The organism is Pseudomonas sp., assembly GCF_028293835.1.
Classification (GTDB): Bacteria; Pseudomonadota; Gammaproteobacteria; order Pseudomonadales; family Pseudomonadaceae; genus Aquipseudomonas.
Window position 1 is genome coordinate 1 of sequence record NZ_JAQGNX010000141.1, and the last position, 25,648, is coordinate 25,648.

Annotated in this window: 24 protein-coding genes and 2 tRNA genes; 5 read left to right on the plus strand and 21 right to left on the minus strand. The window is 56.2% G+C overall.

The genetic code is table 11. From position 1 onward, the window contains the following. Positions 1-72 precede the first annotated feature (72 nt). From rimP to rlmE, 9 genes are all read right to left on the minus strand, one after another. The gene (rimP, locus tag JWR17_RS19305) at positions 73-531 is read right to left on the minus strand and encodes a ribosome maturation factor RimP (protein WP_299833887.1); all 459 of its coding nucleotides are present in this window, start codon (positions 529-531) and stop codon (positions 73-75) included. 129 nt (positions 532-660) lie between these two features. Further along, positions 661-737, minus strand: a tRNA-Met gene (locus JWR17_RS19310). A gap of 95 nt (positions 738-832) precedes the next feature. After that, positions 833-918: transfer RNA gene (locus tag JWR17_RS19315), tRNA-Leu, on the minus strand. Between the two features lie 43 nt (positions 919-961). Further along, a complete protein-coding gene (gene secG / locus JWR17_RS19320) occupies positions 962-1,345 on the minus strand; it encodes a preprotein translocase subunit SecG (protein ID WP_299833829.1) in 384 nt (127 codons plus the stop codon). 4 nt (positions 1,346-1,349) lie between these two features. Beyond that, on the minus strand, positions 1,350-2,105 hold the full coding sequence (tpiA, locus tag JWR17_RS19325) for a triose-phosphate isomerase (protein WP_299833830.1): 756 nt from the start codon (positions 2,103-2,105) through the stop codon (positions 1,350-1,352). 66 nt (positions 2,106-2,171) lie between these two features. Beyond that, positions 2,172-3,509, minus strand: a complete 1,338-nt coding sequence (gene glmM / locus JWR17_RS19330; RefSeq protein ID WP_299833832.1) for a phosphoglucosamine mutase — start codon at positions 3,507-3,509, stop codon at positions 2,172-2,174. Positions 3,510-3,525: 16 nt separating this feature from the next. Further along, the gene (gene folP, locus JWR17_RS19335; RefSeq protein WP_299833834.1) at positions 3,526-4,377 is read right to left on the minus strand and encodes a dihydropteroate synthase; all 852 of its coding nucleotides are present in this window, start codon (positions 4,375-4,377) and stop codon (positions 3,526-3,528) included. A gap of 8 nt (positions 4,378-4,385) precedes the next feature. Further along, the gene (ftsH, locus tag JWR17_RS19340) at positions 4,386-6,290 is read right to left on the minus strand and encodes an ATP-dependent zinc metalloprotease FtsH (RefSeq protein WP_299833889.1); all 1,905 of its coding nucleotides are present in this window, start codon (positions 6,288-6,290) and stop codon (positions 4,386-4,388) included. Between the two features lie 192 nt (positions 6,291-6,482). Beyond that, positions 6,483-7,133, minus strand: coding sequence for a 23S rRNA (uridine(2552)-2'-O)-methyltransferase RlmE (rlmE, locus tag JWR17_RS19345; protein WP_299833836.1), 651 nt, complete (start codon positions 7,131-7,133; stop codon positions 6,483-6,485). Between the two features lie 104 nt (positions 7,134-7,237). On the opposite strand from rlmE, the gene JWR17_RS19350 reads away from it, so the two are divergent. Beyond that, positions 7,238-7,546, plus strand: a complete 309-nt coding sequence (locus JWR17_RS19350; protein WP_299833838.1) for a YhbY family RNA-binding protein — start codon at positions 7,238-7,240, stop codon at positions 7,544-7,546. Positions 7,547-7,567: 21 nt separating this feature from the next. On the opposite strand, the gene JWR17_RS19355 is transcribed toward JWR17_RS19350, so the two are convergent. The 8 genes from JWR17_RS19355 to grpE form a co-directional block, all read right to left on the minus strand. Continuing rightward, on the minus strand, positions 7,568-7,972 hold the full coding sequence (locus JWR17_RS19355; RefSeq protein WP_299833891.1) for an MFS transporter: 405 nt from the start codon (positions 7,970-7,972) through the stop codon (positions 7,568-7,570). 28 nt (positions 7,973-8,000) lie between these two features. After that, entirely contained in the window at positions 8,001-8,477 is a 477-nt protein-coding gene (greA, locus tag JWR17_RS19360; protein WP_299833840.1) for a transcription elongation factor GreA, read from the minus strand. Then, positions 8,474-11,695 (minus strand): carbamoyl-phosphate synthase large subunit, encoded by a 3,222-nt coding sequence (gene carB, locus JWR17_RS19365; protein ID WP_299833841.1) that lies wholly within the window; start codon positions 11,693-11,695, stop codon positions 8,474-8,476. Before carB ends, greA begins: the two co-directional genes overlap by 4 nt. Positions 11,696-11,830: 135 nt before the next feature. Beyond that, complete coding sequence (carA, locus tag JWR17_RS19370; RefSeq protein WP_299833843.1) at positions 11,831-12,967, minus strand: glutamine-hydrolyzing carbamoyl-phosphate synthase small subunit; 1,137 nt, start codon at positions 12,965-12,967, stop codon at positions 11,831-11,833. Positions 12,968-13,334: 367 nt separating this feature from the next. Continuing rightward, positions 13,335-14,138 carry a 4-hydroxy-tetrahydrodipicolinate reductase gene (gene dapB / locus JWR17_RS19375; RefSeq protein WP_299833845.1) on the minus strand — a complete coding sequence of 268 codons (804 nt, stop codon included), beginning with the start codon at positions 14,136-14,138 and terminating at the stop codon, positions 13,335-13,337. Between the two features lie 21 nt (positions 14,139-14,159). Continuing rightward, positions 14,160-15,290 carry a molecular chaperone DnaJ gene (gene dnaJ / locus JWR17_RS19380; protein ID WP_299833847.1) on the minus strand — a complete coding sequence of 377 codons (1,131 nt, stop codon included), beginning with the start codon at positions 15,288-15,290 and terminating at the stop codon, positions 14,160-14,162. A 168-nt stretch (positions 15,291-15,458) separates the two neighbouring features. Further along, the gene (gene dnaK / locus JWR17_RS19385) at positions 15,459-17,378 is read right to left on the minus strand and encodes a molecular chaperone DnaK (protein WP_299833849.1); all 1,920 of its coding nucleotides are present in this window, start codon (positions 17,376-17,378) and stop codon (positions 15,459-15,461) included. A 103-nt stretch (positions 17,379-17,481) separates the two neighbouring features. Further along, a complete protein-coding gene (gene grpE / locus JWR17_RS19390) occupies positions 17,482-18,045 on the minus strand; it encodes a nucleotide exchange factor GrpE (RefSeq protein ID WP_299833851.1) in 564 nt (187 codons plus the stop codon). A gap of 275 nt (positions 18,046-18,320) precedes the next feature. Here grpE and recN point away from each other — a divergent pair, with 275 nt between their 5' ends. Next, a complete protein-coding gene (gene recN / locus JWR17_RS19395) occupies positions 18,321-19,994 on the plus strand; it encodes a DNA repair protein RecN (protein WP_299833853.1) in 1,674 nt (557 codons plus the stop codon). A 72-nt stretch (positions 19,995-20,066) separates the two neighbouring features. Here recN and fur read toward each other — a convergent pair whose 3' ends face one another. Then, on the minus strand, positions 20,067-20,474 hold the full coding sequence (gene fur, locus JWR17_RS19400) for a ferric iron uptake transcriptional regulator (RefSeq protein ID WP_299833855.1): 408 nt from the start codon (positions 20,472-20,474) through the stop codon (positions 20,067-20,069). Between the two features lie 97 nt (positions 20,475-20,571). Between fur and JWR17_RS19405 the strand changes: the two genes are divergently transcribed. Further along, positions 20,572-21,093 carry an outer membrane protein assembly factor BamE gene (locus JWR17_RS19405; RefSeq protein WP_299833857.1) on the plus strand — a complete coding sequence of 174 codons (522 nt, stop codon included), beginning with the start codon at positions 20,572-20,574 and terminating at the stop codon, positions 21,091-21,093. 52 nt (positions 21,094-21,145) lie between these two features. Here JWR17_RS19405 and JWR17_RS19410 read toward each other — a convergent pair whose 3' ends face one another. Both JWR17_RS19410 and JWR17_RS19415 read right to left on the minus strand, forming a co-directional pair. Continuing rightward, a complete protein-coding gene (locus JWR17_RS19410) occupies positions 21,146-21,469 on the minus strand; it encodes an RnfH family protein (protein WP_299833859.1) in 324 nt (107 codons plus the stop codon). Further along, positions 21,462-21,896 (minus strand): type II toxin-antitoxin system RatA family toxin, encoded by a 435-nt coding sequence (locus JWR17_RS19415; protein WP_299833862.1) that lies wholly within the window; start codon positions 21,894-21,896, stop codon positions 21,462-21,464. The genes JWR17_RS19410 and JWR17_RS19415 overlap by 8 nt, the downstream gene beginning before the upstream one ends. Before the next feature lie 192 nt (positions 21,897-22,088). Between JWR17_RS19415 and smpB the strand changes: the two genes are divergently transcribed. Then, positions 22,089-22,571 carry an SsrA-binding protein SmpB gene (gene smpB, locus JWR17_RS19420; protein ID WP_299833864.1) on the plus strand — a complete coding sequence of 161 codons (483 nt, stop codon included), beginning with the start codon at positions 22,089-22,091 and terminating at the stop codon, positions 22,569-22,571. Between the two features lie 86 nt (positions 22,572-22,657). Here smpB and JWR17_RS19425 read toward each other — a convergent pair whose 3' ends face one another. Beyond that, positions 22,658-23,425 (minus strand): GntR family transcriptional regulator, encoded by a 768-nt coding sequence (locus JWR17_RS19425; protein WP_299833866.1) that lies wholly within the window; start codon positions 23,423-23,425, stop codon positions 22,658-22,660. Between the two features lie 408 nt (positions 23,426-23,833). Between JWR17_RS19425 and JWR17_RS19430 the strand changes: the two genes are divergently transcribed. Continuing rightward, the gene (locus JWR17_RS19430) at positions 23,834-25,528 is read left to right on the plus strand and encodes a lactate permease LctP family transporter (protein ID WP_299833868.1); all 1,695 of its coding nucleotides are present in this window, start codon (positions 23,834-23,836) and stop codon (positions 25,526-25,528) included. Positions 25,529-25,648: the final 120 nt, after the last annotated feature.

Sequence of the window (25,648 nt, forward strand, 5' to 3'; positions counted from 1 at the left end):
CAACCAGCAGTACTTCTTTGCTCATCGTACGCCTCGCCTTTCGCAAGCCATTGGATCCGCGGGATCCGCGTCTCAGTCAAAACTGGGAATAATGTTGGCTTTGTCGATCAAGTCGATCGGCAACAAGTATTCATGGTCTTCTACCTGCACCACGATATCTTGCTCCTCCACCCCGCGGAGAAGGCCCTGAAAGTTGCGACGACCATCGAAGGGCGAACGCAACTTAATTTTCACTTGGTCGCCGGCGTGCAAGGCAAACTGTTCAAGTGTGAACAGTGGGCGTTCCATGCCAGGAGAAGAAACTTCAAGGGTATATTCAACAGCGATCGGATCTTCAACGTCCAGAACACCGCTGATCTGACGGCTGACTAAGGCACAGTCATCCACCAAAACACCGCCTTCTTTATCGATATAAATACGCAAAAGCGAATGGCGACCCTGAGCTGAAAACTCAATACCCCAGCATTCATAGCCAAGGGCCACGACCACCGGGGCCAACAAGGCCTGCAACTGTTCTAGCTTGCTCGACACCTGAACCCCCTCGTGCATGCTATGCAAATAAAAAATGGGCGAAGCGCCCATCCCTGAAACGCCGTTGAATATCGGCGTTATAAACTGTCCAGCTAACAAAAAGCCCCTAAAAAGGGGCTCCGCTAAAACTGGTTGCGGGGGCTGGATTTGAACCAACGACCTTCGGGTTATGAGCCCGACGAGCTACCAGACTGCTCCACCCCGCGACAAAGCTGGGGCGGAAGTATACGACCGATCCTTTGCAGGGTCAATCAAACCTCCACCGACAAGAAAGCCCGCTACTGCGGGCTGTCCTGATAATTGGTACCGAGAAGGGGACTCGAACCCCTACACCCTATGGGCACAACCACCTCAAGGTTGCGTGTCTACCAATTCCACCACCTCGGCAATACAACTTTTTGGCGGCCCTACATCAACCGCCTGTTCCCGCTTACTTCTGCTGTGGCGCTTGAGGGACGTCAGCAGGATTAGCTGCTGGCTTTTGCGCTTCGAGCACCGGCACATCACTGGCTGCCGGTTGTTGCTTTGGTGCTTCCAAAACTGCTGGATTAGGCAAACCTACTTGAGTCAGCTGGTGAGCTTTCTCTTTAGCAAAATAACCTAACCCCAAGCTGGTTATGAAAAAACCAGCGGCGAGTATAGCAGTAAATTTACTGAGAAAGGTAGAGGAACCTTGGCTTCCGAATACAGTATTTGAAGCCCCTGCACCGAAAGACGCACCAGCGTCCGCACCTTTGCCTTGCTGAAGCAATACCAGAGCGACAACACCCAGGGCGCCCAACAGATGAAAAACGACTACGACTGTTTCCAGCATTTTTTCAGTTTCCCGCGGCGCGACATATCGCACCGAACTCATCTGCATTCAGGGACGCTCCACCAATGAGCCCCCCATCGATATCCGGCATGCCGAACAGTTCAGCCGCATTGGCCGCCTTCACGCTGCCGCCATAAAGAAGTCGCACGCCTTGCGCGACCTCAGCATTCTCTGCCGCCAACTGCGCACGAATGGCTGCGTGCACTTCTTGCGCCTGTTGGGGCGATGCAGTCAATCCGGTGCCGATGGCCCAGACTGGCTCGTAAGCGATGACTGCATTTACAAAAGCACCGACGCCAAGCGCCTCGATGATGCTACCCAGCTGACGCCCAACAACCTCAAGCGTCTTGCCCGCGTCGCGCTGCTCCAGGGTTTCCCCTACGCACAACACTGGCGTCAAACCACACGCCTGAGCCGCTGCAAACTTGCGATTAAGCAATTCGTCATGCTCGCCCAATATCTGGCGGCGCTCGGAGTGCCCGATCAAAACCAGGGTACAGCCCGCATCAGCCAGCTGACTCGGCGCGATTTCACCGGTCAACGCACCTTGCGATGACTCTGCCGCAGAATTCTGTGCACCCACTGCGATCGACTTGCCATTTAGGCCGTCAATCACTTGGTTGATGTACAAAAATGGCGGAAAAACCGCTACATCAACACCGCTCGGCAAGACCAGATTACGGAGGCCTTTGGTCAGCTCAGCGACGCTGGCGCGGGTACCGTGCATTTTCCAGTTACCAGCTACCATTATGCGACGCATGCTATACCCCGTCGGTCAAAGTGGGCGCAGATGTTACCCAACCGCAACAGCACTGGCAAGCCGAAATCAGGCGCAAACTTCAGTAACCAGTTTTGCCAGCTCATCGGCGTAACCGCGAACCATGACCTCGTCATCACCTTCCACCATGACGCGAACCAGCGGTTCAGTGCCGGACTTACGTAATAGCACACGGCCACGACCGCCCATGGCGACTGTCACACGCTTGCACGCCTCTTTCACCGCCGGGTGTTCAACCGGGTCGATATCGCCGGCATAACGCACGTTAACCAGCACTTGAGGGCATTTAAGCAATGATTGGCGCGCCAATGCCAGGCTCTCGTCACGGCGACGTAACGCCAGGATGACTTGTAGCGCAGCGATGATCGCATCACCCGTGGTGGTGTGCTGGAAGCAAACGATGTGTCCGGAATTTTCACCCCCCAGCTGCCAGTTACGCTCCAGCAGCTCGGCGGTCACGTAACGGTCCCCCACACTGGCCCGCACAAAAGGGATATTGAGCTCGGCAAACGCCAGTTCAACCCCCAGGTTGGTCATCAAGGTCCCGACAACGCCGCCTTGCAACTTGCCGCGCTCTTGCAGATCACGGGCAATGATAAACAACAGATCGTCGCCCTCGACCAGGGCTCCCGTGTGATCGACCATCAACACTCGGTCACCGTCACCGTCGAAGCCAATGCCCAGGTCGGCTTGCTCGGCCAGCACAGCCGCCTGCAGATTACCCATATGGGTCGAACCGCAGTCGTCGTTGATATTCAGGCCGTTAGGCGCAGCGGACAGCACAGTGACCTGGGCGCCCAACTCGCGAAAGACGTTGGGAGCGACTTTGTAGGTCGCGCCATGCGCGCAATCAATCACCACCTTCAGGCCAGCAAAGTCAGTACTGGTAGGGACGCTGCTTTTACAAAATTCGATATAACGACCGGCGGCATCGTTAATACGCGACACCTTGCCGAGCTTGTCCGATTCCACCACCGTCATCGGCGTGTCGAGCAGCTCTTCGATCATCATCTCGACTTCGTCCGGGAGCTTGGTGCCCAGGCCGGAAAAAAACTTGATCCCGTTATCATGATGCGGGTTGTGCGAAGCACTGATTACGATGCCTGCTTCAGCATGGAACGTCCGCGTCAGGTAGGCGATTGCCGGCGTAGGCATGGGCCCCAACAGCATGACGTCAGCGCCAGCGGCAGAGAGGCCAGCCTCCAGGGCAGACTCGAACATATAACCAGAGATCCGCGTGTCTTTACCCACCAGAACCCTGCAAGCACCCAGTCGGCGAAATGCAATCCCTGCCGCCCAGCCAAGCTTAAGCATGAAATCCGGAGTGATCGGAAATTGGCCTACCCGACCACGAATACCGTCGGTGCCAAAATATTTTCTAGTCATAGATGCTCCATCATTCTTATTTAGCCGACTCGACAGCAGCGATCATTCGCACCACGTCGATGGTTTCGGCAACATCGTGCACGCGCAAGATGCGCGCTCCCTTAGTCATTGCCAGCGCTGCCAGTGCCAGGCCGCCAGAAAGCCGCTCTGCGACCGGTCGCCCAAGCGTCTGCCCGATCATGCTCTTGCGCGAGACTCCGACCAACAGTGGCCTGCCAAGGGCATGCAGCTCTTCCATATGCTTGAACAGGCTCAGGTTATGCTCAAGGTTCTTGGCAAAGCCGAATCCCGGATCAAGAATAATTCGCTCCCTGGGAATTCCCACCGCCACGCATTGCTGCATCCGCTCAAGCAAGAACTCACTCACCTCAGCCATCAGATCCTGATAGTGCGGGTTATCCTGCATATCGCCAGGCTCGCCCCGCATGTGCATCAGGCACACTGGCAAACCTGTCGCAGCAGCAGCGTCCAGGGCGCCGTCGCGACGAAGTGAACGCACATCGTTGATCAAACCTGCGCCAAGCCGTGCCGTCTCGCGGATGACCGCTGGCGTGGACGTATCAACCGAAATGATGACGTCCAGCTCACGGTTGATCAGCTCGACAACGGGAGCAATGCGCTCCAGCTCTTCGATTGGCGAAACCACTCGCGCACCTGGGCGAGTGGACTCGCCACCGACATCAATCAACGTCGCGCCTGCCATGACCATTGCTTGCGCATGACGCAGGGCAGCATCGCGCTGACTGAAACGACCGCCGTCGGAGAAAGAGTCTGGGGTGACGTTCAGGATGCCCATAACGTGCGTATGGGCTAAATCAAGAACCCGATTGCCGCAAGGCAACCGGGTTGGGTACAGCGCAGAAGTCATGTCAGGCCTTAGATTTCAGCAGCTGGGCCGCCGATAGGCGCTTCTGGACGCGGGTCCAGTGGAGCTACCGGAGTACCCGAACCGCCTTGCCCCCAATCGCGAGGTTCGCGAGGAGAGCGGCCAGCCATGATGTCGTCGATCTGCTCAGCATCAATGGTTTCGTACTTCATCAATGCGTCAGCCATGGCGTCCAGCTTGTCACGGTGGTCGGTCAAAATCTGCTTGGCCGAGCCGTAGCATTGATCAATGATGCTGCGTACTTCCGAATCGATCAGTCGCGCTGTCTCGGCAGAAACGCTGGAGCTTTGACCACCACCGCCGCGACCCAGGTACATATCGTTCTCGTCTTCGGCATACATCAGCGGACCCAGTTTCTCGGACAGACCCCATTTGGTGACCATGTTCCGGGCAATCTGGCTGGCACGCATGATGTCGTTGGATGCGCCGGTGGTGACACCGTCAAAACCCAAGGTCATCTCTTCAGCTATACGACCGCCGTACAACGAGCAGATCTGGCTGATCAACGCACGCTTGGACAGGCTGTAGCGATCTTCCTCAGGCAGGAACATCGTGACACCCAATGCCCGACCACGAGGGATGATCGACACTTTGTAGACCGGGTCATGCTCTGGCACAACGCGACCGACAATGGCGTGACCGGCTTCGTGATACGCCGTGTTGCGCTTTTCTTTCTCGGACATGACCATGGATTTGCGCTCTGCACCCATCATGATCTTGTCTTTGGCCAGCTCGAACTCTTTCATTTCAACGATGCGCTTGCCGGTACGAGCAGCAAACAGCGACGCTTCGTTGACCAGGTTGGCCAAATCAGCACCGGAGAAGCCTGGCGTGCCACGGGCAATTACACCCGGATTGACGTCTTCGCCCATGGGCACTTTGCGCATGTGTACTTTGAGAATCTGCTCACGACCGCGGATGTCTGGCAGGCCAACCACCACCTGACGGTCGAAACGACCCGGCCGCAGCAGCGCCGGGTCGAGTACGTCTGGTCGGTTGGTGGCAGCAATGACGATGATGCCGTCATTCATTTCAAAGCCGTCCATCTCTACCAGCAACTGGTTGAGAGTCTGCTCACGTTCGTCGTGACCACCGCCCATGCCTGCTCCACGATGGCGACCGACTGCGTCGATTTCGTCGATGAAGATGATGCATGGAGCGTGCTTTTTGGCTTGTTCGAACATGTCACGGACACGGCTTGCACCGACACCCACGAACATTTCAACGAAGTCAGAACCGGATATGGTGAAGAACGGGACCTTGGCTTCGCCGGCAATCGCCTTGGCCAGCAAGGTTTTACCGGTACCTGGAGGACCGACCATCAGCACGCCACGAGGAATTCGCCCGCCCAGACGCTGGAACTTGCCGGGGTCGCGGAGGAACTCGACCAGTTCGCCGACTTCCTCTTTGGCTTCATCGCAACCTGCAACGTCACCCAGGGTAGTCTTGACCTGATCTTCGGAGAGCAGTCGCGCCTTGCTTTTGCCAAAGCTCATCGGCCCGCCTTTACCGCCGGCACCCCCCTGCATCTGTCGCATGAAAAACATGAAGACGGCGATGATCACCAGGATAGGGAAGCTTGCGACCAATAGCTGAGTCCAGATGCTCTGCTGTTCTGGCTGCTTGCCTTCGATAACCACGTTGTTATCAACCAGGTCACCAATAAGGCCGTTGTCCTGAATCGCCGGACGAATGGTCTTGAAGGTGTCGCCATCAGCGCGTTTACCGGTGATGACATAGCCGTCAACGGCAACCTTCTCGACCTTGCCATCCTTAACTTGCTGGATAAACTCGGAATAATTGAGGGTTTGCGGCTCGTTTGGACTTGAGAAGTTGTTCATCACTGTCACCAGGACAGCGGCGATGATCAACCACAGGATCAGATTCTTTGCCATATCGTTCAATTAGCTACCCTCTGAAGCAAGCCCCACGCTGGAGCGCGCCTCGTATGATTTCACCGGCCTAACTTACTACATTACCTGCGGGTGTTGCAGGCGCCGTCTGTAACCCTTTGTGAAACTTTGACTACAGCATGTTCGTTTATGCTTCGTTGACAAGGCTATTTAATAAAAGCTATCGCCTCTACATCAAAGCCGCTCATCGCTTTCAGCCCCTTTAATGCCGCGAAATCCGCGGCCCAGCAAATACTGCTCGCGGGACCGGTCACGAGAAGCCGCAGGCTTACGCATCTGGACCTTTTCGAACACCTTGCGAACCGACTTGTGGAACTCGTCGAAACCATCGCCCTGGAAAACCTTGACCAGGAAATCACCACCTGGGCGCAATACCCGACCGGCCAGATCAAGCGACAGCTCGCAAAGAAACATAGCGCGCGGCATGTCAACAGCAGCCAGTCCACTCATATTGGGGGCCATATCGGAAATCACAAGGTCTACTTGTGTATTACCCACCGCTTCGAGGATTTGTGCGAGCACGGCGTCCTCGGTGAAATCCCCTTGAATAAAGGTCACATCCGGGATGCTGTCCATCTCAAGGATGTCTGAAGCGATCAAACGCCCCTGGCCGCCAATCAGACGACTGGTGACCTGCGACCAGCCGCCAGGCGCGGCGCCCAGGTCGATTACGGTCATACCGGGACGGATCAGCCGGTCCTTTTCCTGTATCTCCAACAGCTTGTAGCTGGCACGCGAGCGATACCCATCTTTTTGCGCCATTTTGACGTAATGGTCATCGAAATGTTCTTTCAACCAGTTATGGCTTGTTTTGGAACGGGCCACGGGGCACCTCAAAAATAAACGAGTCGTGATTAACTGGGCGGTCCCGGACTCGCTCGGGTAAACTGGCCGCCGCTTTTTACAAGATCAGACGCAGGGGTCAGATTATGCCGCTCACTCAAGAGCAGAAGAAACAGTACAAATCCATTGGCCACCATCTGAAACCGGTATTGACCGTGGCTGACAATGGTTTGACTGAAGGTGTTGCAGCCGAACTTGAACGCGCATTGAGCGATCACGAGCTGATTAAAATCAAGCTCAACATCCTCGACCGCGAAAGCCGCCTGGCGCTCATTGCAGAATTATGCAAAGTCGGCAAAGCGGATCTAGTGCAGGTCATCGGTAAAATGGCGTTGATTTATCGCAAGAATGCCAAGGTAAACAAGCTACTGTCCAACGTGCATCGGGCTGTGTAGCCCGTATACGCATAGAAAAGGTCAAGGGCGTGCTTCGCGCGCCCCTGCACTTTCACCAGGCACCGGCTGAATGACCAGCAACAGGCCGGACAACGCCAACACCAGATAACTCAACAACTGCCAACGCAGCGCGTCCGGCAACCATCGATACAGCGCATAGTGGCTTGCTGCAGCCAATGCCGCGATTACCAGCAACTGACCGCGAACATCCAGCCAAAGGCTCGATAAACGCTCGGCCTGCACCAATACCATCATCTGCAAGCTTGCACAGAACGCTGCAAATCCAACCAGCAACGCCCCCGACAGACTCGCAACCTCATCGATCAGCAACGGAGCAAGACCCGTTTGGTCGAGCACCGTCAACATCGCCAGATGCAACAAGACAAGGCCGCCCACCCACAGTGTTTGAGCGACTTGCCAGATGATCGCACCCACACGAAACGGGCGACCCTTATTAAAGGTGACTGACTTCAACAATCTCGTACTCGATCACGCCACCCGGCGTCTTGACGATGACCACGTCACCCTCCTCCTTGGCAATCAAGGCGCGAGCGATAGGTGAACCAACCGACAGCTTGCCTTGTTTGATATCAGCTTCGTCTTCACCGACGATCTGATAGCGCACACGCTCGTCAGTTTCTACGTTTGCAATCTCGACGGTCGTACCGAAAATCACTTTGCCGGTGTGAGCAATGGTTTTCACATCGATGACGACTGCGTTCTGCAGGCGCCCTTCGATGTCACGAACACGAGCTTCGACCATGCCTTGCTGCTCACGAGCGGCATGGTACTCCGCGTTTTCCTTGAGGTCGCCCAACTCCCGTGCGGTGCCGATGTCCTGGCTGAGCTTGGGACGAATCACTTTGGTCAGATGGTGCAGTTCTTCTTCAAGGGCGCGTGCGCCCTCGACTGTCATTGGATATTTAGTCATACGTTCAATCCTGCATGTAGATCCTGCAAGCGACGCACGGTCTTCTCTGGACCGAACTTAAGCGCTTCGCAGATAGCCTCGCCGGCAGCGATGGTCGTCGTGCAGTAAATCTTATGCTGCAGGGCGTTTCGGCGAATGGAGTAAGAATCAGCGATCGACTGACGACCTTCAGTGGTGTTGATGATCAGCGTGACTTCATCATTTTTAATCATGTCGACAACGTGCGGGCGACCTTCTGTCACCTTGTTCACACGGCGAACTTCCAAGCCTGCCGCTTCGATGACTTTAGCCGTGCCTGCGGTGGCGACGATCTTGAAGCCAAGATTGATCAGGTCGCGGGCAACGCCGGCTACCAACGGCTTGTCGTCGTCACGGACGCTAATGAACGCAGTGCCGCCCACCGGCAATACTTCGCTCGCACCCATTTGGGCTTTGGCGAACGCTTCACCGAAGGTGTCACCCACGCCCATCACTTCGCCGGTGGATTTCATCTCTGGGCCGAGGATCGGGTCAACGCCAGGGAATTTGGCGAACGGGAAGACCGCCTCTTTCACGCTGTAGAAGTTCGGAATGATTTCTTTTGTGAAACCAATTTCCTTCAGTGTTTTACCGGCCATGACCCGTGCAGCGATCATTGCCAGGGAGACACCGATGCACTTGGACACAAACGGCACGGTACGCGAGGCACGGGGGTTAACTTCGATGACGTAGATGTCTTCGCCTTGCAGCGCCAACTGAACGTTCATCAAGCCGACTACGCCCAGTTCAAGGGCCATTTTCTTGACCTGCTCACGCATCTCGTCCTGGATGTGCGCAGGCAGCGAATACGGTGGCAGTGAGCACGCGGAGTCACCGGAGTGAACACCTGCCTGTTCGATATGCTGCATGATCGCGCCGATCACGACGTCAGTACCGTCGCAGACCGCATCAACGTCCATTTCGATTGCACAATTGAGGAAGTGGTCAAGCAGCACCGGGCTGTCGTTGGACACACTCACCGCATCGCGCAGGTAACGCTTCAATTCGTCTTCTTCGTAGACGATTTCCATCGCCCGGCCGCCCAACACGTAGGACGGGCGCACCACCAACGGATATCCAATCTTGCCAGCGGCACGAATGGCTTCGTCTTCGCTGCGCACAGTCGCGTTTGGCGGCTGACGCAGGTTGAGGCGCTCGACCATTTGTTGGAAACGCTCGCGGTCCTCTGCACGGTCGATAGCGTCAGGGCTGGTGCCGATGATCGGCACGCCCGCTTCTTCCAAGGCACGGGCCAGTTTCAACGGGGTCTGGCCGCCGTATTGGACGATGACGCCTTTAGGCTTCTCGACGCGAACGATTTCCAGCACGTCTTCCAGGGTTACCGGTTCGAAGTACAGACGATCCGAGGTGTCGAAGTCGGTGGACACGGTTTCCGGGTTGCAGTTGACCATGATGGTCTCGTACCCGTCTTCGCGCAGCGCCAGTGCCGCGTGTACGCAGCAGTAGTCGAATTCGATACCTTGGCCGATACGGTTAGGACCGCCGCCCAGAATCATGATCTTGTCGCGAGTCGAAGGATTGGCTTCGCACTCTTCCTCGTAGGTCGAGTACAGGTACGCCGTGTCCGTCGCAAATTCCGCCGCGCAAGTATCAACGCGCTTGTAGACCGGGAAGATCTCAAGCTTGTGACGATGACGGCGCAGGTTTTTTTCGGTAACGCCCAGCAGCTTGGCCAGACGACCGTCGGAGAAACCTTTGCGTTTGAGGCGGAACATCAGGTCGCGATCAATGGTCGCCAGACCCAGGGTCTTGATCTTTTCTTCTTCCTTGATCAGGTCTTCGATCTGAACCAGGAACCAGTGATCGATCATGTTCATGCTGTAGATCTGATCTACCGTCATGCCGGCACGGAAGGCGTCTGCCACGTACCAGATGCGCTCAGCACCCGGCACCGTCAGTTCGCGCTTGAGCACGGCCATGCTTTCCGGGTTGGTCAGGTCTAGCTTGGGGTCGAGACCGCAAACGCCCACTTCCAGACCGCGCAGGGCTTTCTGCAGGGAGTCCTGGAAGGTCCGGCCGATGGCCATGACTTCGCCAACTGACTTCATCTGAGTGGTCAGGCGTGCATCGGCCTTGGGAAATTTTTCAAAGGCGAAGCGCGGCAGTTTGGTGACCACGTAATCGATAGACGGCTCGAAGGAAGCCGGGGTCTTGCCGCCGGTGATTTCGTTCTGCAATTCGTCGAGGGTGTAACCGATGGCCAGTTTGGCTGCTACCCGAGCGATCGGGAAGCCGGTGGCTTTGGATGCCAGCGCAGACGAACGAGAAACCCGTGGGTTCATCTCGATCACAACCATCCGGCCGGTGTCCGGGCAGATGCCGAACTGGACGTTGGAGCCGCCGGTTTCGACGCCGATCTCACGCAGTACCGCCAACGAGGCGTTACGCATGATCTGGTATTCCTTGTCGGTCAGCGTTTGCGCTGGCGCAACCGTGATCGAGTCGCCAGTGTGCACGCCCATCGGGTCAAAGTTTTCGATGGAGCAGACGATGATGCAGTTGTCCTTTTTGTCGCGGACCACTTCCATCTCGTACTCTTTCCAACCGATCAGCGACTCATCGATCAACAGCTCTTTGGTCGGCGACAGGTCAAGGCCGCGAGTACAGATTTCTTCGAACTCTTCGCGGTTGTAAGCAATACCGCCACCGGTGCCGCCCATGGTAAAGGACGGACGGATGATGCACGGGAAGCCGAGCTTCTCCAGCACCACGTACGCTTCTTCCAAGGTGTGGGCGATACCCGAACGCGGACAGTCGAGGCCGATGGATTTCATCGCCTTGTCGAAGCGCGAGCGGTCTTCAGCCTTGTCGATGGTGTCGGCATTGGCGCCGATCATCTCTACGCCGAACTTCTCCAGAACGCCTTCGCGCTCCAGGTCCAGGGCGCAGTTCAGGGCAGTTTGGCCACCCATGGTTGGCAGCAGGGCGTCCGGGCGCTCTTTTTCGATGATCTTGGCAACTGTCTGCCACTTGATCGGCTCGATGTAGGTTGCGTCCGCCATCGACGGGTCAGTCATGATGGTCGCCGGGTTGGAGTTCACCAGAACGACGCGGTAACCCTCTTCGCGCAGGGCTTTGCAAGCCTGGGCGCCGGAGTAGTCGAACTCACAGGCCTGGCCGATCACGATGGGACCGGCGCCGAGAATCAGGATGGTTTTTATATCTGTACGTTTTGGCATGGGGTTGTCACTCAAATCCTTGGGTCAGTCGGCAAGCCGTCTTGAACATTTGTCTCAGGGCGTTGGGCGGATCAGCCAGACACTGTCGTCTGGGCTCAGCCCAACCCTCTGCGTGCTAAATCTCAAGGCAGCCGGTTAGCGCCGCTTGGCCATAGCGTCGATGAAGCGATCAAACAGTGGCGAAACGTCGGTAGGACCCGGGCTCGCTTCGGGGTGTCCCTGGAAGCTGAACGCGGACTTGTCGGTACGCTCGATGCCTTGCAAGGTGCCGTCGAACAGCGACTTGTGGGTCGCCCGAAGGTTGCTCGGCAAGGTGCTTTCGTCGACGGTGAAACCGTGGTTCTGGCTGGTGATCATGACCACACCGGTGTCCAGGTCCTGAACCGGGTGGTTCGCGCCGTGGTGGCCGTGATCCATTTTCAGGGTCTTGGCGCCGGAAGCGAGTGCCAGCAACTGGTGACCGAGGCAGATGCCGAAGAGCGGCGTCTCGGTTTCCAGCAACGCCTGGATTGCCTTGATCGCGTAATCGCACGGCTCAGGATCGCCAGGGCCGTTGGACAGGAAGATGCCATCCGGGCTGAGTGCCAACACGTCGGCGGCGGACGTTTGCGCCGGGACCACGGTCACACGACAGCCACGGTCAACCAACATGCGCAGGATGTTCAGCTTGATGCCGTAGTCGAATGCTACTACGTGGTACGGCAGATCGGCAGCTGCGATCTCCGGATGGCTGTCGGTCTCCAGATTCCATCCGCCCGAACGCCATTCGTAGCTGTCTTTGACGCTGACGACTTTCGCCAGGTCCATGCCTTTCAGGCCTGGGAAGCCGCGAGCCGCTTCAATTGCCGCTTCTTCAGAAATAGTGTCACCGGCCATGATGCAGCCGTTTTGTGCGCCTTTCTCACGCAGAATGCGGGTCAGGCGACGGGTGTCGATACCAGCGATCGCTACCACGTTGTTAGTTTTCAGATAGTCCGCAAGGGCCATCTTGTTCCGCCAGTTGCTCGCTACCAGCGGCAAATCACGGATAACCAGCCCGGCCGACCAGACGCGGTCAGATTCGGCATCTTCCGGTGTAGTACCGGTGTTGCCGATGTGCGGATAGGTCAGGGTAACGATTTGTTGGGCATAGGAAGGATCGGTAAGGATTTCCTGATAACCGGTCATTGCGGTGTTAAACACCACCTCACCAACGGTTTGACCGTCGGCTCCAATGGCTTCGCCGCGAAAAATGCTGCCATCAGCAAGGGCGAGTATGGCTGGCTTAGTCAAGAAGACCTCCCGGTAAATAAAGCCTGAAAGGGCATTCGCAGGTTGCAAAAAAGCGGAATGACGTAGACACGTCACCCCGCTTGCTTGTCGAATAAGTCGAATTATCTGCGCGCTTTTAGTGGACACACTAAAGCTGTAGGTTACAGAAAAGAGGTGTTTGGGTCTACCGCCAATGAGTCTGAAAGACACTGGAATGCGACGGAACATCGCCAGGCGGGGTAAAGCGGAGACAAAACCCATGAAAAACATGGGCGAAATTAAATCTATAGGAGCCAAGTTGTTGGCGAGGCGGTGTATCAGGCCTGACCATGTCAAGCTTTTCGCCAACAAGTTGACTCCTACAGGGAGCAAGCATCGCAGGGATCGATCAACGCAGGTCGAGCACGTCTTGCATGTCGTAAAGACCTGGAGGCTGACCTTGAAGCCACAGTGCAGCCCGGACGGCACCCTTGGCAAAGGTCATGCGACTCGACGCCTTGTGGGTTATTTCAACCCGCTCACCGTCTGCCGCGAACAATACCGTGTGATCACCCACAATGTCGCCGGCACGAATGGTCGCAAAGCCGATGCTTTGACGATCACGTGCGCCGGTTTGACCCTCGCGACCGTAAACCGCAACCTTTTCCAGATCCCGGCCCAGCGCTTCAGCGATCACTTCGCCCATACGCAAAGCGGTGCCCGAAGGTGCATCGACTTTATGCCGGTGATGAGCCTCGGTAATTTCGATATCGACTTCGTCCCCCAGCACCCGCGCCGCTGTGTCCAACAGTTTCAGGCACAAATTCACGCCGACACTGAAGTTGGCAGCAAACACGATGGGGATTTCTTTCCCCGCCTCGGCCAGCCGCTGTTTCTCTTCAACGGAGAACCCGGTGGTGCCGATGACCATGGCTTTGCCAGCCTTGCGACAGAACGCCAGATTCTTCAGGGTCACTGACGGGTGGGTGAAGTCGATCAGTACGTCGAACTCATCGGCCACCCTGGCCAAGTCACCCGACAACGGAACGCCGATTCGACCCAGCGCAGCCAGTTCGCCAGCGTCTGCGCCGACCAACGAACTGTCCGGGCGATCCACCGCAGCCGTCAACCCTGCACCAGGTGCTTGCTGGACTGCCTCGATCAGGGTTTTGCCCATGCGCCCAGCGGCGCCCATAACTGCAATACGTCGCATGCCTAGCTCCCGCTAATAGCCTTACAAGTCGCCGAAGAAACGCTTAACACCTTCAAACCAACCGCTGGCTTTAGGTGAATGGGAACTGTCGCCTTCGAGCGTAGCGCGGAACTCTTCAAGCAATTCGCGTTGACGGCGCCCCAGGTTGACCGGGGTTTCCACGGCAACACGGCACATCAAGTCGCCTGCACCGCCGCCGCGTACCGGAGCAACGCCTTTACCTTTCAAACGGAACTGTTTGCCAGTCTGCGTGCCTTCCGGGATTTTAAGCTTGACCCGACCGTCCAGCGTCGGCACTTCCAGTTCGCCGCCCAATGCTGCATCGGCGAAACTGATGGGCACTTCGCAGAACAGATGTTTGCCGTCGCGCTGGAAAATCGCGTGTTCACGAACATTGATCACCACATACAGGTCGCCGGTCGGGCCACCCTGGGTGCCCGCTTCGCCTTCGCCAGAAAGACGAATACGATCACCGGTATCAACGCCAGGCGGCACTTTCACCGACAGGGTTTTGTATTCTTCGACGCGCCCTTCGCCTTTGCACGAATCGCACGGGTCGGAGATGATCTTGCCGTGGCCATGGCAACGCGGGCAGGTTTGCTGCACAGAGAAGAAACCCTGTTGCATGCGCACTTGGCCAATACCGCCGCATGTCGGACAGGTAATCGGTGCCGAGCCTTTTTTCGCGCCCGAACCATCGCACGGTTTGCAATTGACCAAGGTCGGCACACGAATGCTGACCGTGGTGCCGCGCACCGCTTCTTCAAGGTTCAGCTCAAGGGTGTAGCGCAAGTCGCTGCCACGCTGGGCACCGCCACGCGCGCCGCCACGACCGCCACCAAAAAAGTCGCTGAACACATCACCGAAAATATCGGAAAAGTTACCACCGCCAGCGCCGAAACCAGCACCACCGCCGCCCATGCTTGAGTCGACACCGGCGTGACCATACTGATCGTAAGCCGCGCGCTTGCTGGTGTCGGAAAGCACTTCATAGGCCTCGTTGGCCTCTTTGAACATGTCTTCGGACGCTTTGTCGTCGGGGTTGCGGTCTGGGTGGTGTTTCATCGCGAGACGGCGATAAGCCTTTTTCAGGTCCGCTTCACTGGAGCCGCGCTCCACACCCAATATCTCGTAATAGTCACGCTTTGCCATAATTCTTCCGCACTCTTGATACTTTGCCGCATAGCTTTCGGGGCAAACCCGCCAGCCTGAAAAAATCGTGTATTCCAGACACGCCAACGCGGGAGCAAGCTCCCGCGCGGCGACATCCTACCAGTGACCGCCTGACTGCGGTCAACTGGCTTTCAAGTAAGCCTGCGCTTACTTGTGGTCTTTCACTTCTTCGAACTCTGCATCGACAACGTCGTCGGCTTTTGCAGGCTCTTCAGCGTGAGCGTCACCCGCGCCTTGCGGCTTAGCGGCTTCTTCGGCGTACATTTTCTGGGCAACCGGAGCAGTCAACTTGGACAGCTCTTCAACCTTGGCTTCGATAGCGGCCTTGTCGTCGCCTTTAACGGCGGCTTCCAGAGCAGTCAGCGCAGCTTCGATGGCGGTTTTTTCTTCCGCGGTTACTTTTTCGCCAGCGTCGACGATCATTTTGCGAGTCGAGTGCACAAGCGCGTCACCCTGGTTGCGGGCAGCAGCCAGTTCGACAAACTTGTTGTCTTCTTCAGCATGAGCTTCTGCGTCACGCACCATCTGTTGAATTTCTTCTTCAGACAGACCGGAGTTGGCCTTGATGATGATCGACTGAGTCTTGCCCGTTGCCTTGTCTTTCGCGCCGACGTGCAGAATGCCGTTGGCGTCGATGTCGAAGGTCACTTCGATCTGAGGCACGCCGCGTGGAGCTGGCGGGATATCAGCCAGGTCGAACTTGCCCAAGGACTTGTTCTGCGCCGCTTGCTTACGCTCGCCTTGCAGAACGTGAATGGTCACAGCGCCCTGGTTGTCATCGGCAGTCGAGAACACTTGGGATTTCTTGGTAGGAATCGTGGTGTTTTTCTCGATCAGCGCAGTCAGCACGCCGCCCATGGTTTCGATACCCAGGGTCAGTGGGCTAACGTCCAACAGCAATACGTCTTTAACGTCGCCAGACAATACCGCGCCCTGGATAGCAGCACCCATTGCAACCGCTTCGTCCGGGTTAACGTCTTTGCGAGCTTCTTTACTGAAGAACTCAGTAACCAGCTTTTGCACCAACGGCATGCGGGTTTGGCCGCCGACCAGGATCACATCATCGATCTTGCCAGCGTCGATGCCCGAATCTTTAAGGGCAATGCGGCAAGGCTCGATAGTGCGCTTGACCAGGTCTTCAACCAGCGCTTCCAGTTTGGCGCGGGAGATTTTCACGTTCAAGTGCTTGGGACCGGTTGCGTCTGCAGTGATGTACGGCAGGTTAACGTCGGTCTGCAGGCTCGAAGACAATTCGATCTTGGCTTTCTCAGCGGCTTCTTTCAGGCGCTGCATGGCCAGCGGGTCACCCTTGAGGTTCATGCCGCTTTCTTTCTTGAATTCGTCAACCAGGTAGTCGATCAAACGAATGTCGAAGTCTTCACCACCGAGGAATGTGTCGCCGTTGGTAGCCAACACTTCAAACTGGTGCTCGCCATCGACTTCGGCGATTTCGATAACCGAAACGTCGAAAGTACCGCCGCCCAAGTCATAAACGATGACGGTGTGATCGCCTTTCGCTTTGTCCATACCGTAAGCCAGAGCAGCTGCGGTTGGTTCGTTGATGATGCGTTTGACGTCCAGACCCGCGATACGGCCGGCATCTTTAGTCGCTTGACGCTGGCTATCATTGAAGTAGGCAGGAACGGTGATCACCGCTTCTGTTACTGCTTCGCCAAGGTAGTCTTCAGCGGTTTTTTTCATCTTCTTCAGAATTTCGGCGGAAATCTGAGGAGGCGACATTTTCTGACCGTTGACTTCGACCCATGCATCGCCGTTGTCAGCTTTGACGATCTTGTAAGGGACCATCTGAATATCTTTTTGCACGACTTCTTCGTCGAAACGGCGACCGATCAAACGCTTTACTGCATACAACGTGTTGTGCGGATTGGTCACTGCCTGACGCTTGGCAGACTGGCCAACCAGAATTTCGCCATCATTTGCGTAAGCGACGATGGACGGCGTGGTGCGCGCGCCTTCGGCGTTTTCAATAACTTTAACGTTGCCGTTTTCGAGGATGGAAACACACGAGTTGGTGGTCCCCAGGTCGATACCGATAATTCTGCCCATGTTAACTTTCTCCTGAAACTTGGATTTGGTTGCCGCAACTGCGTTTACAAATTGCGGTAGCACTTAAACGCATGACATCTAAATGGGGGCCTGATGGCTGATTTCAAGCCTGCTCATCAATCGATGGTCTGATTGGCGCAACGGCCTTGCTGACCACAACCATTGCCGGGCGCAACAAGCGACCGTTGAGCTGGTAACCCTTCTGAAACACCTTGAGCACGCTATTAGGCTCGACGTCCGCGCTTTCCTGCATGGCCATCGCCTGGTGCTGCGACGCGTTGAACGGCTCGCCGTGTGGGTCAATGGCTTCCAACTGATAACGCTTCAGGGTGTCCTGGAACATTTTCAGTGTCAGCTCGATACCTTCGCGCATTGGACGGATGCTTTCATCGTCCGGGCTGGACAAGTCCAGGCCGCGCTCCAGGCTGTCGATGATCGGCAACAGATCCGCTGCGAATTTTTCCAACGCAAATTTGTGCGCTTTTTCTACATCCTGCTCGGCACGGCGGCGGACATTCTGCAAATCCGCAGCCACTCGCAGGGATTGGTCCTGCGCGGTCGCCAATTGCTCTTCAAGCCCTTGCACGCGCGCCAACATATCATCACCTGAAACCGCTTCTGCGGCCTGATCCTGAGTCTGCGTATCTGGATTCTGTTCGTCTGCCATAAAGTTTCTCCTTTCAATGACGTCCGTGAGCTCAACTCACGCTTCTGTCCGGCTATATGGGGTCGTAATTTTCAGCTTCAAGGGCAGCATGGCCCACGGCGGCGCTGAGTCGGGTCATTCCATACCCTGTGTTTTTGCGCCGGCATGTTCGTTATAAATCGCTCAAAGAACTAAAAACCCCGACAAATCATCCAAATCGAGCTAAGCCAAGGCATTGTCAGCGACAAACAAAACACTGTATAAATAACCAGACAAATTGTTTGGGAGCCGCCTCTATGCTGGTGCACCTGTCCGTACATAACTATGCCATCGTTGAACATCTCGACCTTGAGTTGGACCGAGGCATGAGTGTAATTACTGGCGAAACCGGTGCGGGTAAGTCGATCATGCTCGACGCACTCGGCCTGACACTGGGTGACCGCGCCGACAGTGGCGTGGTTCGTCCCGGAGCTGACAAGGCCGATATTCTCGCTACCTTCGACATTGCCGATATCCCCGAAGCGCGAGCCTGGCTGCAAGAGCGTGACCTCGACAACGACGGACCGTGCATCTTGCGTCGGGTCATCACCGCCGAAGGCCGTTCGCGCGCCTATATCAATGGCACACCCTGTCCGCAGGGCGACTTAAAGGCGTTGGGCGAATACCTGATTGATATCCATAGCCAGCATGAACATCAATCCCTGCTCAAAACAGACACTCATCGTCGTTTGCTAGACGAATATGCAGGCGCCAACGACCTCGCTCGCCAAGTGTATCTGGCAGCACAACGGTGGCGCCAAGCCAGGCAAGAGCTGGAACGCCTGTCCAATTCCGGTGACGAACAGCGCTCGCGCCATCAACTGCTCAGCTATCAACTCGAAGAACTTGAAAGCTTGAGCCTCGGCGAGAATGAACTGGAGCAACTGGAGCAGGAACACAAAACCCTGACCAACGCTGAAAGCTTGCTGAGCATTTGTCGGCAAGTCGTCGAGCAATGCAGCGAAAACGATTCAGGCAATGTGTTGAACGCCCTGACCGCCAGTCTCAATCGCCTAAGCGCCGCCACCAGTTCGCCCACGGCAATGAGCGAAGCGGCCAGCTTGTTGTCCAGTGCGCAGATCCAGGTAGAAGAAGCCGTGGGCGAGTTGAATCGCTTTCTCGATCACTTTGACGCCGACCCGGCACGCCTGCAGCAACTCGAAGAACGCCTGGATATCATCTATACCCTGGCGCGCAAACATCGCATACAGCCGACAGAAGTTGCCGCCCTCCAGCAACGACTGCTGGACGAAATTGACTCACTCAATGCCAATGACGAGTCTATCGAGCGTCTTGAGAATGAATTGGCATCCTATGCCCGTCATTATCAGGAAAAAGCCCGGGAGCTAAGTGACTTGCGTCAACAAGCTGCGCCTGATCTGGCGTCGGCGGTCGAGCAGGAAATTCAGCGGCTCGGCATGCCGGGTGGTCGCTTCAGCATTGAGCTGCGTCCCAACAGCAGTAAAGAGTTGCTGCCCAACGGGCTGGAACAGGTGGAGCTGCTGGTCAGCGCCAACCCTGGGCAGCCGCTTAAAGCGCTTGCCAAAGTCGCCTCGGGCGGCGAGCTGTCACGAATCAGCCTGGCCATCCAGGTCATCACCGCGCAAACCTCCCGCGTGCCCACGCTGGTATTCGATGAGGTCGATGTGGGGATTGGCGGACCTACCGCAGAAATCGTCGGACAGCTGCTGCGCCGTCTGGGCGAGCGCGGGCAAGTCATGACCGTTACCCACTTGCCTCAGGTCGCGGCGCAAGGGCATCAGCATTTATTTGTGCATAAAGTCCGCGACAGCGACGTGACCCGTACGGCGGTGTCGAAGCTGAGCAAGACTGAACGCATAGAAGAGGTTGCGCGCATGCTTGGCGGCATTGATCTAACCAAAGAATCCTTGGCTCATGCAAGGAAAATGGTAGTTACTGCCAAGGTCTGATGGAACAAACCGCGAACATCAGAAAGCACAAAGGCGACCCTAGGGTCGCCTTTGTCGTGGCTGTCAGAAGGCTTAGGCCTTCTTTTTGCGCACGTAGAGTACCAAGTTGTGATCCACCAACTCGTAACCGTGTTTTTCGACAATCCCCTTTTGAAGCTTCTCGATTTCCTCTTCGAAGAATTCGATCACTTCGCCAGATTCCACATTGACCATATGGTCGTGGTGACCGCCGTCAGCCAGTTCAAATACAGCATGACCGCCATCGAAATTGTGGCGAACCACTAGTCCGGCTGCTTCGAACTGAGTCAGTACACGGTAAACCGTGGCCAGGCCGACATCCTCGTTAGCTTCCATGAGTGCCTTGTAAACATCCTCGGCACTCATGTGGCGTTGCTCGGCGGAATCGAGCATCTGTAGAATTTTAACCCGTGGCAGGGTCACTTTTAGTCCGGCTTTACGTAGTTCGCTATTTTCAACCATGGTCAGCTTTCTCGCGGATGCTGCTTCGCAGCTTCTCTTAATGCGGGTATGATCGGGGCTTTGTTTCCCCAGCCAAGATAGTGGAAGTCGCCCACCGATGCAAAACACCAAGCTCCTGCTAGCCAGTTTCACCTTCGTGGGACTGATCGCACTCGCCGGTTGTTCAATCCCCGGGGTTTACAAGATCGACATCCAGCAGGGCAATGTCGTCACGCAAGACATGATAGACCAGTTACGCCCCGGAATGACCCGACGGCAGGTACGGTTTATTATGGGCAATCCCTTGCTGACCGACACGTTCCATACGGATCGTTGGGATTATCTGTATAGCCTGCAGCCTGGAGGCGGAGAACGCCAACAGGAACGCATGACGCTAATATTTAATGCCAACGACCAACTGGCCAGTCTTTCCGGTGATTTCAAGCCGGGCGTGAGCCGTGACGAAGCCATTCTCGGCAAGCACAGCGACACAACGGAAGAGCCCGCCAAGGGCGAAACGCCAAAAGCTGACGAACCGCCGAAACCGGGTTCGCTGCTTGAACAGATTCAAAACGATGTGGATAAAGTCAAGAGCGAACCGGTTCCGACCCAAGAGCCGTTGCAAACGTCGCCACAATAACGTTCCTGCACGACTCTCAGCGTCAACGGAAAGCCCGGCATGCCGGGCTTTTCTACGTTTTGCTTTTACCCAGCGCAGCCTTGGCCGCGCGCAAACGACGAACTTCTTTCGGGTCAGCCAGCAGCGGTCGATATATTTCGATCCGATCACCGGTTACCAAAAGGCGGGTTTCGGCATCGCCCACGGCCTTGCCAAATATGCCCACCGGACAATTTGCCAAGTCCAACTCGGGAAAATGCTCGCCAATACCAGACGCAACCAGCCCATCGCGCACTGTCGTCCCAGCGACCAGATGGACGCTGAGCAGGATTTGTCGATCGACAGCGGCGTAGACCACTTCGATTTCAATCCGCGCCTCAGTCGTACAATCAGCCATGCAATTGCTTCGCTCGCTGGCAAAAAGCGTCGACCAGGGTATTGGCCGCCTGATTGAACAGCGGACCCAAGGTCGCGCGAATAATCGGCCCTGCGTAATCAAAGGACAGGTCCAGGCTGATCTTGCAGGCCTTTTCACCCAGCGCCTTAAATGTCCAGACACCGTGTAGCTGGCTGAACGGACCTTCTTCCAGATTCATTTCAATGGATTGTCCGGGCACCAGGGTATTGCGGGTGACAAAATGCTGGCTAAGACCGCCTTTCGCGATTTCTACCCGGGCGCGCATGTGCACATCGCTCGCGTCCAGCACCACGCCTGAAGAACACCACGGCAGAAATTCCGAGTAGTGAGTGACATCGTTTACCAAGTCATAAAGCGCCTGGGCCGGGTAAGGCAACAGGGCTGAACGTTGAATATGGGTAGTCATGTCAGCGTCATTTCCAAATGAATTGCATCAGCATCGTTCATAAAAAACTTGCCTGATGCCAGAGCGCGATGCCCAAACCAACGAAGCAATGGGTGAATGTAGAGCGCCCATTGTCCGGGATTCAATCAAGCTGCTCAAGCACGTAGGTTGACCGTAGCCGACAGCGCGTTGACTCCCTATAATGCGTCCCCTATGGCTAAGCTCAAGAAACACCCCACAGGGACCATCGCGCAAAATAAAAAGGCGCGTCACGATTACTTCATCGAACACAAGTTCGAGGCCGGTCTGGTCCTGGCTGGCTGGGAAGTAAAAAGTCTGCGTGCTAGCAAGGTGCAGTTGGTCGACAGTTATGTGCTGCTCAAAAATGGCGAGGCCTGGCTGATGGGTAGCCATATCTCGCCGCTGACGACTGCGAGCACACACGTCATCGCTGACCCGACACGTACCCGAAAACTTTTGCTCAACCAACGCGAGCTCGAAAAGCTCAATACGGCGGTTCAGCAGAAAGGCTATGCCTGCGTGGCCCTTTCCATTTATTGGAAAGCGCATTTGATCAAATGCGAAATTGCGCTGGGCAAAGGCAAGAAGGAATACGACAAGCGCCACACCGAGCGTGAGCGCGACTCTGATCGCGAACTGCAACGCGCGGTTCGCAGCAAGGGTAAAGATGATTAGCTGCAAAAGCCTTCGCCAACACGTTGGCTCCTACAGATGCCGTTACCTGTAGGAGCCAACGTGTTGGCGAGCTTTTCCAAACAACCTCAAACCCCGTTCCGCCGCTCGGCCCTCGCCGTCCGCTGCACCTGTTGCCGCACCTCTTCCAATACCTCTTGCACGTACAACAAATGGTGGGTGGAAACCTGGCGTGCGTCGTCAGCGCGACCTTCGATGATCGCCATGTACAACTCACGGTGCTGATTAATCAGCATGTCGCGGGTCTCAGTGCGCTGTTTATACATCCCGCCAATGTTGGTCACGACGTTGCGCTTGAGCAAATCAAACAAGCCCCTGATCGTATGCAGCAGTACCGCGTTGTGGCTGGCTTCGGCGATGGCCAAGTGAAAGCTGGCGTCCGCCTCCCCCTCCTCGGCCCGACTGACCTCGCCCACTCGCGAATAACAGTTCTGCAATAAATCAAATGCAGTCCGCAGCCGCTCGCGATCAAGATCGGTGGCGCGCTGGGCGGCGTAGTACGCGCACGAAGCTTCGAGTGTCTGGCGAAATTCAAGCAGATCACGCTGGGCATCCGCGTTACTTTCCAGCAGATGCAACAACGGGTCGCTAAACGTTGAGCCTAGATTCTCAACCACGTAATTGCCGCCACCCTGGCGGCTGACCAACAGTCCTTTGGCCGTGAGCTTTTGGATCGCTTCACGCAATGACGGACGAGACACGCCAAATTTCTCAGCCAAGGCGCGCTCCGCAGGGAGGCGCTCGCCAGACTGCAATGTACCTTCCAGAATCATCCCTTCGAGTTGCTCGACAATATCGTCAGACAAACGACGCTGACGCACTTGATCAAACCCCATAACGCTCTCCGAACCCCGGTCACTTACCGGGATCGCCTATTCTCGCCGATTGCCGCAGCGCCGGCACTGGTCAGATTCAAAGGAAAACCGCCCATCAGCGCATTTTTTTCAATAAATCGACGAAAGTATTAGATGGGCAAATTGACACGCCTGTAGCAAGGCTTCTAACCTAGCGTCCAGACATTGTAAATTGGTCTTACCAATTATCCAATGCCGATGATCGATGGAGACTCTCCAAGACATCGCAAGACCTTTCGCCATGACGAAAGGCTTGACTGGTGAACTGCGCGACGCGTTCGTCAGCATCAGTTCGGCAGCTATGCTCAGCGCTAGCCCCGGACCAACATGCGACGCACGCGCGACACGGAACGCCGGGCCTGACCAACAATAATTAGGGGCCACCTCACTATGCAAACTTGGCAACAGTTCTATACCCCACTCGGCAGCCTTGGCTTTTCCGCCATCGCGGCCGTTGCTCCCATCGCGTTTTTCTTCCTGGCGCTAGCCGTATTTCGGCTTAAAGGCCATGTTGCGGGCACGATCACCATGCTGTTGTCAGTGGTCATTGCGATTTTCGCTTTCCACATGCCAGCGGACATGGCCATTTCCTCGGCCATTTATGGCTTTGGTTACGGCCTGTGGCCCATTGCCTGGATCATTGTGGCGGCAGTGTTCCTCTACAAGCTGACGGTCAAGAGCGGCCAGTTCGAGATAATTCGAAGCTCGGTACTGACCATCACCGACGACCAACGCTTGCAAGTGTTGCTGATCGCCTTCTGTTTTGGCGCCTTCCTTGAAGGTGCGGCAGGTTTCGGCGCTCCAGTAGCCATTACCGCAGCGCTGTTGGTTGGCCTGGGGTTCAACCCGCTGTATGCCGCAGGTTTGTGCCTGATTGCCAACACCGCGCCGGTAGCGTTCGGGGCGTTGGGTATTCCAATCATCGTTGCCGGGCAGGTTTCCGGGATCGACGCATTCAAGATCGGCGCCATGGCGGGTCGTCAATTGCCGCTGCTCTCGCTGTTCGTACCGTTCTGGCTGATGTTCATCATGGACGGCATGCGCGGCGTTAAAGAGACTTGGCCAGCAGCGCTGGTTGCCGGTGGTAGCTTCGCGGTGTGCCAATTCTTTACGTCGAACTTCATCGGCCCAGAGCTGCCGGACATTGTGTCGGCATTGGTCAGCCTGGTTTCCCTGACCTTCTTCCTGAAAGTCTGGCAGCCAAAACGCAGTGCGGGTGCAACCATGGCCGGAGCCTCCTTGTCCGCTGCGATCGTTGCCAGTCCAGGCGGTTTCGGCCAGCCACGCACCTCGATCGCGTCGGAATATAACGGCGGCCAGATCTTCAAAGCGTGGTCACCGTTCCTGATCCTGACCGTCGTGGTGACCATTTGGACGCTTAAGCCATTCAAGGCATTGTTCGCCGCCGGTGCTGCGCTGCAAGCCTGGACCATCAGCATCCCGATGCCGCACCTTGATCAGTTGGTTTACAAAGTCGCGCCGGTAGTCGCCAACCCGACAGTAATACCTGCCGTGTTCAAGCTGGACATCCTCGCCGCTTCCGGTACCGCGATTCTGATCTCGGCACTGATCTCGATGATCGTCCTGCGGATCAAGCCAGGCGTAGGCCTGAGCACCTTTAAAGAAACCCTGATGGAGCTTCGCTGGGCCATTGTCTCTATCGGCATGGTGCTGTCTTTTGCCTTTGTGATGAACTACTCCGGCATGTCCACCACGCTGGCATTGGTATTGGCATCCACCGGCGCCGCGTTCCCGTTCTTCTCGCCGTTCCTTGGCTGGCTGGGCGTCTTCTTGACCGGCTCCGATACCTCGTCCAACGCACTGTTCGGATCGTTGCAGGCCACAACGGCTCACCAATTGGGCGTCAGCGACGTTCTGATGGTGGCGGCGAACTCCTCGGGCGGCGTGACCGGCAAAATGATTTCGCCACAATCGATCGCCGTGGCGTGCGCGGCTACTGGTCTGGTAGGTCAGGAAGCCGACCTGTTCCGGTTTACCCTTAAACACAGCCTGTTTTTCGCGGTCATCGTTGGCTGCATCACTTTGGCCCAAGCCTACTGGCTCACCGGCATGCTGGTGATCTGAATAGCTTGACCACAGCATCAATGCAACATGTGTAACTGCACACCGCAACGAAATTGGCGCCGGACTAACCACCCGGCGCCAACCATTCATAACCCGGTCTGCAACGCGGCAGAAAGTTTC